The following is a 13763-nucleotide window of genomic DNA, read 5'->3' as shown; positions in this document are numbered from 1 at the left end:
CGTATACGGGCCCGCCTGCCCTAAAGGCGGCGGGGTGGCGTGGCCAACCGGACGGAGCCAGGTGGACCAGGTCTTCGAGGGTGCGAGGGGGTGCGGATGAGCACCGACGCGGAACAGGCGCACTCTCCGTACAACGCGCCCCCACCGCGCCCTGCGCACCCCCCGCGCACGGCGCCCGCGCAGCCCTATGCGCCCCCGCCCCGCCCCTCCGCCCCGCCTGGTTTCACCCCGGACCCGGAGACCCCCGTCCTCGGCATACCCGCCAAGGTCCCGTCCCCGAGGGGGACGAGGGCCACCGGAGCGCCGGACGGCCCCCCGGCTCCGCCGCGCCCCGGCTCCGCGCCCGGCTCCGCGTCTCGGCCGCCCGCCCAGCGGACCGACGACGCCGACCCCTGGCACCGCCGGCCGGACACCGCCGTCCCCGGCGCCACGCCCTTCGACGGCCACCGCCGCGCGCCCGGCTCTGCGCCCGGCTCCTCGCCCGGCTCCGCGCCCGGCTCTGCGTCCGGCTCCTCGCCCGGCTCTGCGCCCGGCTCCGCGCCTCGGCCGCCCGCCCAGCGGACCGACGACGCCGACCCCTGGCACCGCCGGCCGGACACCGCCGTCCCCGGCGCCACGCCCTTCGGCGGCCACCGCCGCGCGCCCAGCCGTACGGCGGCCGCCGCCGCATGCCTCGTCCTCGGTCTCGGGCTGCTCGGCGGGGCGGCGGCCGGCAGCTGGCTCGGCGGCGGCCCCGACGCCGAGCCCTCCGTCGCCGACACCTACGCACGAGCCCGCTCCGCCTGGCACAGCGTCCCCGTCGACGACCTCTTCCCGCGCACCCTGCGCGGCAAGGGCGAGGGCCCCGGCCGCGCCGACCGCCGCTGGACCCGGATCGCGGTCGCCCCCGACAGCAGCTGCGGCGGCGGCTTCGACCCGCTGCTCACCAAAGCGCTGGCCCCGGTGGGCTGCAAGCGGCTGCTGCGCGCCACCTACGCCGACGACACCAGCACCAGCGTCACCACCGTCGGACTGCTGATCACCACCTCCGACGCCGACGGCATGCGCAGGCTGCACCAGCGGTTCCTGACCGAACAGCTCGACGAGCGCACCGATCTGATGCCCCGCCCCTACGCGGCCAAGGGCACCGCGGCGGCCGGCTTCGGCGACGACCAGCGCGCCAGCTGGCGGATCCGGATCCTGACCGACGTCCCCGCCGTCATCTATACGGTCAGCGGCTTCGCCGACGGCCGTAAGGTCACCGATCCGCAGTCGGCGGGCGAGGCCATCCGGATCGGGGCGACCTCCGCCCCCGCGCAATCGGGCCTCGGCCATGACGCCCGGGGCATCGCCGACGAGATCGAACTCGGCTTCCGCCGGGCCCTGTCCGAGACCGCGGAGCCGACGTCATGACCGTCCTCGCCCGGCGCGTCGCTGTGGCCCTCGCCGCCGCCGGACTGACCCTGGTGCCGGTCGCGCCCGCGCGGGCCGACGGAATACAGGCCCAGGAGTGGGCGCTGGACGCCCTCCAGGTCCACGAGGCGTGGCAGACGACGAAGGGCGCCGGGGTGACCGTCGCCGTCCTCGACACGGGCGTCGACGCGCAACACCCCGACCTCGCGGGCCAGGTGCTGCCCGGCAAGGACCTCATCGGCTTCGGCGCCCGGCGCGGCGATCGCGCCTGGGCCCGGCACGGCACCGCCATGGCCGGGATCATCGCCGGCCGCGGCCACGGCGCGGCCGGCGGCGAGGGCGTGCTGGGCGTCGCGCCCCGGGCCAAAATCCTGCCGGTACGGGTGATCCTGGAGGACACCGACCCGGCGCGTAAGAAGGCCCGCAGCAGCCGTGGCAGCGCCCTCGCCGACGGCATCCGCTGGGCCGCCGACCACGGCGCCGACGTGATCAACCTGTCGCTCGGGGACGACAGCGAGTCCGCCCACCCCGAGGCCGCCGAGGACGCCGCCGTGCAGTACGCGCTGCGCAAGGGCGCCGTCGTGGTCGCCTCCGCGGGCAACGGCGGCGAGAAGGGCGACCGCGCCTCCTACCCGGCCGCCTACCCCGGCGTCATCGCCGTGACCGCCGTGGACCGCTACGGCTCCCGTGCCGCCTTCTCCACCCGCCGCTGGTACGCCACCGTCTGCGCGCCCGGCGTCGACGTGGTCATAGCCGACCCCGACAAGCGCTACTACGAGGGCTGGGGGACCAGTGCCGCCGCCGCCTTCGCCTCCGGCTCCGTCGCCCTCGTCCGTGCCGCCCACCCCGAACTGAGCCCGCGCCAGGTCCGGCAGCTGCTCGCGCAGACCGCCCAGGACGGCCCGACGGGCGGCCGCAGCGATGAGCTCGGCGCCGGTCTGGTGAATCCGGCGGCGGCGATCAAAGCGGGGGGCAAGCTCAGCCCGCGGGCCCAGCAGCCCGTCGTGGTCGCCCATCCCCAGCGCTACTTCGGCACGGGCCCCGACAGCGCCCGGGACCATGGGGGCGGGGACGGACCGAATCAGCTCGCGCTGGCCGCCGGGGTCGCCGGAGCGGCCCTGGTGGCCGCCGCGGTCGCCCTGTGGCGCGGCTCGGGCCCGCTGCGGGTGCCGGGGCCGGGTGGACTGCTCAGGACGCTCCGCAGGCGCTGAGGGCGCCCGCCGCCCGCACGGCCGCCCGCGCCGCCCTCTCGACCAGAGCGATGCCGCCGGCCATGTCCTTATTGCTGTCGGAGAGCACCGCGACCAGATAGGCGCGCCCGCCCACGGTGACCCGGCCGATGCTGTGGACGTCCCACAGCCCGGTCGCGCTCCGCGGCTTCCAGCCGTTCTTCAGCGGGGTGCCGCAGCCGGTGCCGTCGGCGGCGGCCGAGACGCCCCAGCTCTGGGCCTCGGACACCCGGCCCATCAGCAAGCGCAGATATGCCCGGGAGCGCCCGTCCAGCGCCGGGCCGCCCGAGCCCGGATCCCCGAAGACGGCGGTCAGCAGCTTCAGCTGATCGGCCGCGGTGGTCCGGGTCAGCCCCCAGCGTCCGCCCTCGCCGCCGCGCGTCCGTCGCAGCCCGAGCCGCCGGTGTGCCGCGTCGAGTCCGGCGGCGCCGCCGATCGTCTTCCACAGCGCGGTCGCCGCGTCATTGTCGCTCCGCTCGATCATCACGGCGGCCAGCGAGCGCTCCCGCGCGGTCAGCCGCCGCCCCTCGTCCTGGGCCCTCAGCAGCAGTGCGGCCAGAATGCCGACCTTGACGATGCTCGCGGCGTCGTACGAGCCGTCCCCGTACACCCCGCTCGCCCCGGACCGGGCGTCCCGCACGGCGACCGAGAAACCGGCGGCCGAGCCGTCCGCCACCGGGCCGAGCGCGCCGGCCAGGGCCCGAACGTATTCCACACCGTCTCCTTCGCTCCCGGCCGACGCACCTCGCGCGGGGCCGTCCCGTCATTCCTGCCCCGTGAACGAGGGCGAACCAGGGGTTTCGGCCCCTCGTCCGAGCGGCGTCCCCCGCACCGATACGCTCGAGGCGTGGCGCTCAAGAACATCCCTGACTCCGGTTTCTCCGACGACGACGGCTCCGCCGATCCCCGCCTGGCCGCGGCGCTCGCCGCCTGGGCCGACGACCGCACGGCCGAGCCCCAGGTGCTCGCCGCGCTCGCCGGCGCGCGGCTGCTCGTGCCCGTGGTCGCGCTGCTGGGGGAGGCGGAGGAGGGGCCCGACGGGCTGCGCCGGGACAAGACCAGCGACATGGCGGTGCCGACGCTGGAGGCGCCCGGCGGACGGCGCGCCCTGCCGGCCTTCACCTCGACCGAGACGCTGGCCCGCTGGCGCCCGGACGCCCGGCCCGTCGCCGTACCGCTGGGCCAGGCGCTGGAGGCCGCCGCGCACGAGAAGGCGGACACCCTCGTGCTGGACCTCGCGGGGCCGGTGCCGTACCAGGTGACCGGGCCCGTGCTGCTCGCCCTCGCCGAGGGGCGGGCGAGCGTCGATCCGCTCGCCGACCCGGCCGTCGTCGAGGCGGTACGCGCCGTGGTGGCCGCCGAGCCGGATGTGGTCCGTGCCCACTTCGCCCCGGCCGAGGACGCCGACGGCATGCTCGCGATCGCCCTGGCGCCGGGCACCGCTGCGCAGCAGGCGGCGCAGCGGGTGGCCGGCGCCCTGGCCGCCGACGAGGTGCTGCGGGCCCGGCTGGTGCGCGGGCTGACCCTGGCGCTGCTGCCGCCGGACGCGGACGTGCCCGGGGAACCGCTCTTCAGCCGCTGATCAGTCGCCGGCTCAGGGGCCCACCCCTCAGCGGAATCGAACCGACAGGCGAAATGTCCTCATCCGCCCCACAATGCTTAGGACACCTGGCGGTCCGATCTGCGTGAGGAGAGCGCCATGGAGATGAGAACGGTCGTAGCGGAGTTCACCGGGACCGCGATGCTGGTCTTCTTCGGAGTCGGTTCCCTGGTCCTGGCAGGCGACTACATCAACGCCCTCGGCATCTCGCTCGCTTTCGGCTTCACGCTGATCGCGATCGCCTGTGCGTTCGGACGCATCTCGGGCAGCCATGTCAATCCGGCGGTGACCCTCGGTGTGCTGCTGGCCAAGCGCATCGACATCCGTACCGCCATCGAGTACTGGATCGCGCAGCTGGTCGGCGGGATCGTCGGCGCGGCGGTGCTCTTCCTGCTCGCCAAACAGGTGCCGAGGCTCCAGACGGCCGACGCGTTCGGCAGCAACGGCTACGGGGGCCGCTCGCCGGTGGGCCTCGGCGCGGGCGGGGCCTTCCTCGCCGAGGTCCTGCTCACCTTCCTGCTGGTCTTCGTCTTCCTGACGGTGACCCGCAACGTCGCGCTGGTCGGCGCCGAACCGTTTCCGGTGGGGTTCGCCCTGACCGCGGTCAACCTGATCGGGATCCCGTTGACCTGGGCCTCCGTCAACCCGGCGCGCAGCCTGGGCCCGGCGCTGTTCGCGGGCGGCGGGGCGCTCTCGCAGCTGTGGCTGTTCATCGTCGCGCCCCTGGTCGGCGGGGTGCTCGCGGCCGTGGTGCACCGGTTCACCCATGTCCACCCGGCGGGGGAGGTGCCTGGGGAGCAGGTGACCCATCCACCGCCCGCGCGTGGGCCATGGGGGCGGATGCGCGGCGGACACCGGCCCGAGGCGGGCGGACCCGAGACGAAGCCGCCGGAGGCGGCCTGAGCCGGAGCCGGGAGGCCCCAGCCCGTCGGCCCCTGGCGGCAGACGTCAGCCGAAGACGGGCCCGGTGAGCTTCTCGCCGGGCCCCTGCCCCGGCTCGTCCGGCACCGCCGACGCCTCACCCAGCCCGTCGGCCCCTGGCGGCAGACGTCAGCCGAAGACGGGCCCGGTGAGCTTCTCGCCCGTGCCCCGGCTTGTCCGGCACCACCGACGCCTCACCCAGCCCGTCGACCCCTGGCGGCAGACGTCAGCCGAAGACCGGTCCGGTGAACTTCTCGCCGGGCCCCTGCCCCGGCTCGTCCGGCACCGCCGACGCCTCACGGAAGGCGAGCTGCAGCGACTTCAGGCCGTCCCGCAGCGGGGCGGCGTGGAAGGAGCTGATCTCCGTGGCGCTCGCCGTGACCAGACCCGCCAGGGCGTTGATCAGCTTCCGCGCCTCGTCCAGATCCCTGTGCTGCGGGCCCTCCTCGGCCAGCCCCAGATTGACCGCGGCGGCGCTCATCAGATGCACCGCCACCGTCGTGATCACCTCGACCGCGGGCACATCCGCGATGTCCCGGGTCATACGGTTGAAGTCGGGGGACGACTGACTGCCGGCGTTGGCGTCGCTCATGGCGGTAGAGGCTCACTTCCTGAGGGATGGTGCGCCCCAGCCTAGAGGGGAGGACGGCGCGGTGAGCATTCGACCGCGGTACTGGTATCGTAGATAAATGACCGGCCGGATCACTCATGTGTCCGGCCCACAAGTGGAGGCTCCGCGCTCCCACCTCCCGACCCCCGGTCGGCAGGTCATCGGTCAGGCTGCGCCCCGCGGTGATATCGCGGCGGTGCTCCCGGTCAGTGAGTGGAGCCCCGCCTGTGTACCGCGCGGGGCGTTTTTGCGTTCCGGTGCGGTGGTCTCAACACTTAAGAGACGTTACGCGGCAGTCCGCCAGGCGGTCGCGTGATGCAACCGAGGAGGATCCATCAGCGCCGAGCCCCGCATCAACGACCGGATTCGCGTCCCCGAGGTGCGACTCGTCGGTCCCAGTGGCGAGCAGGTCGGCATCGTGCCGCTTGCCAAGGCCCTGGAGCTTGCGCAGGAGTACGACCTCGACCTGGTCGAGGTGGCGGCGAACGCCCGTCCGCCGGTCTGCAAGCTCATGGACTACGGAAAGTTCAAGTACGAGTCGGCCATGAAGGCCCGTGAGGCGCGCAAGAACCAGGCGCACACGGTCATCAAGGAGATGAAGCTCCGGCCGAAGATCGACCCGCACGACTATGACACCAAGAAGGGTCACGTCGTCCGGTTCCTCAAGCAGGGCGACAAGGTCAAGATCACGATCATGTTCCGTGGCCGTGAGCAGTCCCGGCCCGAGCTCGGTTTCCGGCTGTTGCAGCGGCTCGCCGAGGACGTCCAGGACCTGGGCTTCGTGGAGTCCAACCCGAAGCAGGACGGCCGAAACATGATCATGGTTCTCGGTCCGCACAAGAAGAAGACCGAGGCGATGGCCGAAGCCCGTGAGGCGCAGGCCGCCCGCAAGGCGGAGCGCCAGCACGGCACCAGCCCCGCGGAGGAGCCTGCCGAGGAGCCCGCCGAGGCGTGATTGAGAGGCGCGAGCCTCGACCGCCCACCCCGGGGCCGAACGGCTCCGGACACCAACAGAAATACATGACGCTTCCGAACGCCGGATGGCGGCCACGCCGCGCCCGGTCGCCGGAAGCGCCCCGACGAGGAGAGACGGCGACATGCCGAAGAACAAGACGCACAGCGGTGCCAGCAAGCGATTCAAGCTCACCGGCTCCGGCAAGGTGATGCGCCAGCGCGCCGGTCGCCGCCACCTTCTCGAGCACAAGCCGTCCACGCTGACGCGCCGCCTGGCCGGTAAGACCGAGGTGGCCCCCGCCGACGCCAAGAAGATCAAGAAGCTTCTCGGCAAGTGACGCCCCGCCCCGCTCCGGCGGGGCGTGCGCCGGGCCGACCGGGACCTATTCGTTTCCGGGCCGCGTGAGTCAGCCGCGGCCCCGTACAAGGAGTTAAACAAGTGGCACGCGTCAAGCGGGCAGTCAACGCCCACAAGAAGCGCCGGGCGATCCTCGAGCAGGCCAGCGGATACCGGGGCCAGCGCTCCCGCCTGTACCGCAAGGCCAAGGAGCAGGTCACCCACTCTCTGGTCTACAACTACAACGACCGCAAGAAGCGCAAGGGCGACTTCCGCCAGCTGTGGATCCAGCGCATCAACGCCGCTGCCCGCGCCAACGGAATGACGTACAACCGCTTCATCCAGGGTCTGAAGGCCGCCAACATCGAGGTGGACCGCAAGATCCTGGCCGACCTCGCGGTCAACGACGCCAACGCGTTCGCCGCGCTGGTCGAGGCGGCCCAGAAGGCGCTGCCGAGCGACGTCAACGCCCCGAAGGCCGCCTGACCACGGCGACAGCCTTCACCGGCTCATGGACCCGCAGGTGAGCGATCACCTGCGGGTCCGTGCGTGTGCAGCCCGCCCCGACACGAGAAAGCCCACCTCATGGCGACCCCCGAGCTGACGTCCCTGCGATCGCCGCGCGTCACGGCGGCCAGACGGCTCGCCAAGCGCAGCTTCCGCGGGAAGGAGAGGCGGTTCATCGTCGAGGGGCCGCAGGCCGTACGGGAGGCGATCGAGCATCTCGTCGAGGTGTACGCCACCCCCGAGGCCGCCGAGCGCCACGCGGAGATCGTCGCCGCCGCCGGCGCCGCCGGGATTCCCGTCCTCACCGCGTCCGACGAGGTCGTCGCGGAGATGTCCGACACCGTCACCCCGCAGGGCATCGTCGGGCTGTGCCGCTTCCTGGACTCGCCCTTCGAGGAGATCCTGCGCGCCCGTCCCCGGCTCGTCGCCGTCCTCGCCCATGTCCGCGACCCCGGGAACGCGGGGACGGTCCTGAGGTGTGCGGACGCCGCCGGGGCGGACGCCGTCGTCCTCACCGACGCCTCCGTTGACCTCTACAACCCCAAGGCCGTGCGCGCCTCCGTCGGCTCGCTGTTCCATCTCCCGGTGGCCGTGGGGGTGCCCGTCGAGCGCGCGGTGAGCGGGCTGCGGGGGGTCGGGGCGCGGGTACTGGCCGCGGACGGGGCGGGGGAGCGGGACCTGGACTCCGAGCTCGACGACGGGGTGCTCGGCGCACCCACCGCCTGGATCTTCGGCAATGAGGCATGGGGGCTGCCGGAGGCTACCCGCGCACTCGCGGACGAGGTGGTGCGCGTTCCGATTCACGGCAGGGCCGAGAGCCTCAACCTCGCCACGGCCGCCGCCGTGTGCCTCTATGCCTCCGCTCGTGCGCAGCGTGCTCCCGCAGGGTGCCGCTCCGTCACATCGACCTAGTAGGGTTGCTCCCTCCGGGGGACTGAAGAGGGGGTGTGGGGATGGACGTCAGGACCTCCGGCGCCAGGGCGGCCGATGCCCATGCGTCCGGTGGGGGGCTGCCCGGCGCGGCCGGCGAGGTGATGGCCGCGCTCGGTCTGCGCCCCGACGATCTGCCCGACGGGCTGGTGGTGGCCGATGAGACCGGCCGCGTCACCTGCTTCAACGCCGCGGCGGGCCGCATCACCGCCACCGACCCCTTGGACGCGATCGGCCGCCGGCTCGAGGTGGCCCTCCCGTTAGAAGACCTGGACGGGCGGCGCTGGTGGGCGCTGACCGATCCCTACGGCGGGCTGGCCACCCGGGTCGGCCAGCCCGAGCGGAATCTGCTGCTGCCCGGCGGCCGTGAGGTGCTGGTCTCGGCCCGCTACGTACGCGAGCGGCCCACCGGGCCGGTGTGCCGGCTGGTGGTCTCGCTGCGCGGCACAGAGGCCCGCCGCCGCACCGAGCGCAGCCACGCCGAGCTGATCGCGACCGTGGCGCATGAGCTGCGCTCCCCGCTGACGTCCGTCAAGGGCTTCACGGCAACCCTGCTCGCGAAATGGGAGCGGTTCACCGACGATCAGAAGCGGCTGATGCTGGAGACCGTCGACGCCGACGCCAACCGGGTCACCCGGCTGATCGCCGAGCTGCTGGACATCTCCCGGATCGACTCCGGCCGCCTCGAGGTGCGCCGCCAGCCGGTCGACATCGCCGCCGCCGTCCGCCGCCATGTGCAGGCGCTCACCGCCGCCGGGCACACCGCCGAGCGCTTCCTGATCAGGGTCAGGGGGCCGCTGCCCGGGCTGTGGGCCGATCCGGACAAGATCGATCAGGTGCTGGGCAACCTCCTGGAAAACGCGGTGCGCCACGGCGAGGGAACGGTCACCATTGAGGTGGCACCCGCGGTGGCCAGGCCCGCCGCGGACGGCCCCGTAGTCGAAAGGACCGCCATCACCGTGAGCGATGAGGGCCCCGGTATCCCGGAGGAGTCGATGAGCCGCGTCTTCACCCGATTCTGGCGGGGCAGCAAGCGCGGCGGCACCGGCCTGGGCCTGTACATCGTCAAGGGCATCGTCGAGGCACACGGCGGGACGATCACCGTCGGCCGGGCCCGCGGCGGCGGCGCCGAGTTCCGATTTAGCCTGCCCGTGGGCACCCCGGCCTATCTGGTCTGAGCGCCCCACGGGCTTCCCGCGGAACAGCAGACCCCCCGCGCCCCTTAGACTCGGGCTTTGGCACCTTTGGCGTCCCTTGTGGTCCCCAGTGGTCGCAGAGTCGAGCGGGGTCGCGCAGCCAGCGGTACCTCCCAGCGGTAGCTGGGGGACAATCGGAAGCACGGGAAGAGATGTCGGCACCCAATAAGTCGTACGACCCTGTCGAGGTCGAGGCACTGAAACCGGCGGAGATCGCCCGGATGCGGGACGAGGCGCTGGACGCCATCGCCGCCGCGGGTGACCTCGAGGCGCTGCGCGAGGTGAAGGTCGCCCACACCGGCGACCGCTCGCCGCTGGCGCTCGCCAACCGCGAGATCGGCGCCCTGCCGCCGCACGCCAAGGCGGACGCGGGCAAGCGCGTCGGCCAGGCCCGAGGCCAGGTCAACCAGGCGCTGAAGGTCCGGCAGGAGGAGCTCGAGGCCGAGCGCGACGCCCGGGTCCTGGTCGAGGAGGCGGAGGACGTCACCCTGCCCTACGACCGCACCCCGGCCGGCGCCCGCCACCCCATCACCACGCTCTCCGAGCGCATCGAGGACGTCTTCGTCGCCATGGGCTACGAGGTCGCCGAGGGCCCGGAGGTCGAGGCCGAGTGGTTCAACTTCGACGCGCTGAACTTCCCGCCCGACCACCCCGCCCGCGAGATGCAGGACACCTTCTTCGTCCAGGGCGCGAAGGGTGACAAGGACGACGAGCCCTCCGGAGTGGTGCTGCGCACCCACACCTCGCCGGTGCAGGTCCGGTCGATGATCGACCGGAAGCCGCCCATCTATGTGATCTGCCCGGGCCGCACCTTCCGCACCGATGAGCTGGACGCCACCCACACCCCCGTCTTCCACCAGGTCGAGCTGCTGGCCATTGACGAGGGCCTGACCATGGCCGACCTCAAGGGCACGCTCGACCACATGGTGCGGGCGCTCTTCGGCGAGGGGATGTCCACCCGGCTGCGGCCGAACTTCTTCCCGTTCACCGAGCCGTCCGCCGAGATGGACATGCAGTGCTACGTGTGCCGCGGCGAGTCCGTCGGCAACCCGGACCGGCCCTGCCGCACCTGCTCCAGCGAGGGCTGGATCGAGCTGGGCGGCTGCGGCATGGTCAACCCGCGGGTGCTGGTCGCCGCCGGCATCGACCCGGAGAAGTACAGCGGGTTCGCCTTCGGCTTCGGCATCGAGCGGATGCTGATGTTCCGGCACAACGTGGAAGACATGCGAGACATGGTCGAGGGTGACGTGCGCTTCACCCGGCCCTTCGGGATGGAGATCTGATGCGGGTCCCGCTTTCTTGGCTGCGGGAGTACGTCGACCTGCCCGCCGGTGAGACCGGCCGTGACGTACAGGCCAAACTCGTCGACGCCGGGCTCGAGGTCGAGACCGTCGAGCAGCTCGGCGCCGATCTCAAGGGCCCTTTGGTCGTCGGCCAGGTGCTGGCCATCGAGGAGCTGGAGGGGTTCAAGAAGCCCATCCGCTACTGCCAGGTGGACGTCGGTCAGGCCAACGGCACGGGCGAGCCGCAGAACATCGTCTGCGGCGCCCGGAACTTCCAGGTGGGCGACAAGGTCGTCGTCGTGCTGCCCGGCGCCGAGCTGCCCGGCGGCTTCGCGATCTCCGCGCGCAAGACGTACGGCAAGACCTCCGAGGGCATGATCTGCTCCGCGAGCGAGCTGGGCATGTCCGACGACCACGACGGCATCATCGTGCTGCCGCCGGAGTACGAGCCGGGCACCGACGCCATCGAGCTGCTCGAACTCGTGGACGAGGTCCTCGACATCGCCGTCACCCCCGACCGGGGCTACTGCCTGTCGATGCGCGGCATCGCCCGAGAGACCGCCATCGCCTACGAGCTGCCGCTGCGCGACCCGGCCCTGATCGACGTGCCCGCGCCCAACAGCCACGGCTACCCGGTCAAGGTCGCCGACCCGACCGGCTGCGACCGCTTCACCGCCCGTACGGTCACCGGTCTCGACCCCGAGGCTCACTCCCCGATCTGGCTGCGGCGCCGGCTCCAGAAGGCCGGGATGCGCCCGGTCTCGCTCGCCGTCGACATCACCAACTATGTGATGCTCGAACTCGGCCAGCCGCTGCACGCCTACGACCGCACGCGGGTCAACGGCGCGATCGGCGTGCGCCGCGCCGAGCCGGGCGAGAAGCTCACCACCCTCGACGGCACCCAGCGCGTCCTCGACGCCGAGGACCTCGTCATCACCGACGAGAGCGGGCCGATCGGCCTCGCCGGCGTCATGGGCGGCGCCAACACCGAGATCGCGGACGCCACGGCCGACCCCGAGACCGGCCAGGTCCAGGGCACCACCGAGGTCGTCATCGAGGCCGCCCACTTCTCGCCCGTCTCGATCGCCCGTACCGCCCGGCGCCACAAGCTGTCCTCCGAGGCGTCCCGGCGGTTCGAGCGCGGCGTCGACCCGGAGGCCACCTCGGCCGCCGCGCAGCGCACCGTCGACCTGCTGGTGCTGCTCGCCGGCGGCACCGCCGAGGCGGGCGTCACCGAGGTGGTCTCGCCCAGCGCACCGCACACCATCACGCTGCCCGCCGACCACCCCGACAAGGTCGCGGGTGTCACCTACGGCCGCGAGACCGTGGTGCGGCGGCTCCAGCAGATCGGCTGCGACGTCTACGGCGCCGACGACCTCACCGTCACCGTGCCCAGCTGGCGGCCCGACCTCACCGACCCCAACGACCTCGCCGAGGAGGTCATCCGGCTCGAAGGGTACGAGAACCTCCCCTCGACCCTGCCGCACCCGCCCGCCGGACGCGGGCTGACCGAGCGTCAGCGGCTGCACCGGCGGGTCGGCCGCGCGCTGGCCGGCGCCGGCTATGTCGAGGCGCTCAACTACCCGTTCATCGGCGAGGAGGTCCTCGACCAGTTCGGCCTGGCCGCCGACGACGGGCGGCGCGACCTGGTCCGCCTCGTCAACCCGCTCTCCGACACCGAGCCCGCGCTCCGCACGACGATGCTGCCCGGACTGCTCGCCGCGCTGCGCCGCAACGTCGGCCGCGGCGAGCACGACATCGCCCTCTACGAGACCGGCCTGGTCTTCCGCGCCACCGGCGACGAGCCCCCGGCCGCACTCCTCCCCGTCGACCACCGGCCGTCGGACGAGGAGATCGCCGCGCTCAACGCCTCCCTCCCGCGCCAGCCGCGCCGCGCCGCCGTCGTCCTCGCCGGCGACCGCGAGCAGGCCGGCTGGTGGGGCAAGGGCACCCCGGTGAGCTGGGCCGACGCCGTCGAGGCGGGCCGCACCGTGGCCCGCGAGGCGGGCGTCGAACTCATCGTCCGCCAGGACCAGCAGGCCCCCTGGCACCCCGGCCGCTGCGCCGCGCTGCTGGCCGTCGTCGACGGCGAGGAAATCCTCGTCGGCAACGCCGGTGAACTCCACCCGCGCGTCACCAAGGCCCTCGGCCTCCCCGAGCGCACCTGCGCCATGGAGATCGAGCTCGACCATCTCGAGCGCGCGGGCACCGGCGTCGTCCAGGCCCCCCACGTCTCCACCTTCCCGGTGGCCACCCAGGACGTGGCCCTCGTCGTCGACACCTCGGTCGCCGCGGCCGACGTCGAGGCGGCACTGCGGGAGGGCGCCGGCGCGCTGCTGGAGTCCCTCCGCCTGTTCGACGTCTTCACCGGACAACAGCTCGGTGAGGGCAAGAAGTCGCTGGCCTACGCGCTGCGCTTCCGCGCCCCCGACCGCACCCTGACCGCCGAGGAGATCGCGGCCTCCCGCGACGCCGCGGTGGCGGTGGCGGCCGAGCGCACGGGCGCGGTGCTCCGCGGAGCCTGACGGCGACCGACTCGCGTCGGTCGCCGTAACGAGCCGATGGGCGCACCCCGGTCCCGGGGTGCGCCCATCGGCGCTTCCGCGCCCCGCAGCGGAGCGCAAAAGCGCCGAGCGCGCCCCCGCCGCATCGCCGGGTCCTGGTCTCAGCGATGTGCCCGCCGCTCGGCCGGACGGCCCCCGGGCGCCCGCGCTGGCCCGCGTCGTGGCGGCTCTGCCGTGGGGCGCGCGGTCGGCCGGTTCTGGTCTCAGTGATGTGCCCGCCGCTCGGCCGGACGGCCCCCG

Annotated in this window: 13 protein-coding genes and 1 pseudogene; 11 read left to right on the top strand and 3 right to left on the bottom strand. The window is 73.3% G+C overall.

Translation table 11 applies throughout. The annotated features are described in order from the left end of the window. The first annotated feature begins 96 nt into the window (after positions 1-96). Complete coding sequence (locus ABZU99_RS07725; RefSeq protein WP_356043771.1) at positions 97-1392, top strand: hypothetical protein; 1296 nt, start codon at positions 97-99, stop codon at positions 1390-1392. Then, complete coding sequence (gene mycP / locus ABZU99_RS07720; protein ID WP_356043768.1) at positions 1389-2603, top strand: type VII secretion-associated serine protease mycosin; 1215 nt, start codon at positions 1389-1391, stop codon at positions 2601-2603. Before ABZU99_RS07725 ends, mycP begins: the two co-directional genes overlap by 4 nt. On the opposite strand, the gene ABZU99_RS07715 is transcribed toward mycP, so the two are convergent. Then, positions 2581-3297, bottom strand: coding sequence for a serine hydrolase (locus tag ABZU99_RS07715; protein WP_355941530.1), 717 nt, complete (start codon positions 3295-3297; stop codon positions 2581-2583). The two genes, mycP and ABZU99_RS07715, sit on opposite strands and share 23 nt — an antisense overlap. Positions 3298-3468: 171 nt before the next feature. Between ABZU99_RS07715 and ABZU99_RS07710 the strand changes: the two genes are divergently transcribed. Beyond that, the gene (locus tag ABZU99_RS07710) at positions 3469-4203 is read left to right on the top strand and encodes an SseB family protein (protein ID WP_355940868.1); all 735 of its coding nucleotides are present in this window, start codon (positions 3469-3471) and stop codon (positions 4201-4203) included. Positions 4204-4320: 117 nt separating this feature from the next. Next, entirely contained in the window at positions 4321-5124 is an 804-nt protein-coding gene (locus ABZU99_RS07705) for an aquaporin (protein ID WP_355940871.1), read from the top strand. A 45-nt stretch (positions 5125-5169) separates the two neighbouring features. Here the strand turns inward: ABZU99_RS07705 and ABZU99_RS07700 are convergent. Together ABZU99_RS07700 and ABZU99_RS07695 are read right to left on the bottom strand one after the other, a co-directional pair. Continuing rightward, positions 5170-5241: pseudogene (locus ABZU99_RS07700) on the bottom strand (DUF1844 domain-containing protein); the annotation flags it as partial. A gap of 127 nt (positions 5242-5368) precedes the next feature. Continuing rightward, entirely contained in the window at positions 5369-5686 is a 318-nt protein-coding gene (locus tag ABZU99_RS07695) for a DUF1844 domain-containing protein (protein WP_356043896.1), read from the bottom strand. A gap of 400 nt (positions 5687-6086) precedes the next feature. Here ABZU99_RS07695 and infC point away from each other — a divergent pair, with 400 nt between their 5' ends. The 7 genes from infC (at position 6087) to pheT (ending at position 13484) form a co-directional block, all read left to right on the top strand. Then, positions 6087-6707 (top strand): translation initiation factor IF-3, encoded by a 621-nt coding sequence (infC, locus tag ABZU99_RS07690; protein ID WP_355941533.1) that lies wholly within the window; start codon positions 6087-6089, stop codon positions 6705-6707. Between the two features lie 142 nt (positions 6708-6849). After that, the gene (gene rpmI, locus ABZU99_RS07685; protein ID WP_355940878.1) at positions 6850-7044 is read left to right on the top strand and encodes a 50S ribosomal protein L35; all 195 of its coding nucleotides are present in this window, start codon (positions 6850-6852) and stop codon (positions 7042-7044) included. 101 nt (positions 7045-7145) lie between these two features. After that, positions 7146-7529 carry a 50S ribosomal protein L20 gene (rplT, locus tag ABZU99_RS07680; RefSeq protein ID WP_009713826.1) on the top strand — a complete coding sequence of 128 codons (384 nt, stop codon included), beginning with the start codon at positions 7146-7148 and terminating at the stop codon, positions 7527-7529. A gap of 99 nt (positions 7530-7628) precedes the next feature. After that, a complete protein-coding gene (locus ABZU99_RS07675) occupies positions 7629-8462 on the top strand; it encodes an RNA methyltransferase (protein WP_355940881.1) in 834 nt (277 codons plus the stop codon). A 41-nt stretch (positions 8463-8503) separates the two neighbouring features. After that, positions 8504-9658, top strand: coding sequence for an ATP-binding protein (locus ABZU99_RS07670; protein WP_356043762.1), 1155 nt, complete (start codon positions 8504-8506; stop codon positions 9656-9658). Between the two features lie 170 nt (positions 9659-9828). Beyond that, positions 9829-10959: a phenylalanine--tRNA ligase subunit alpha gene (gene pheS, locus ABZU99_RS07665; protein ID WP_355940887.1), complete on the top strand. Its 1131-nt coding sequence runs from the start codon at positions 9829-9831 to the stop codon at positions 10957-10959. Continuing rightward, complete coding sequence (gene pheT / locus ABZU99_RS07660; RefSeq protein WP_356043759.1) at positions 10959-13484, top strand: phenylalanine--tRNA ligase subunit beta; 2526 nt, start codon at positions 10959-10961, stop codon at positions 13482-13484. The genes pheS and pheT overlap by 1 nt, the downstream gene beginning before the upstream one ends. The last annotated feature ends 279 nt before the right edge of the window (positions 13485-13763 follow it).

The sequence above is a fragment of the Streptomyces sp. NPDC005266 genome (genome assembly GCF_040607655.1).
GTDB lineage: Bacteria > Actinomycetota > Actinomycetes > Streptomycetales > Streptomycetaceae > Streptomyces.
Note: the sequence above shows the minus strand (reverse complement) of the source record. Positions and strands in the feature narration are given on the sequence as shown.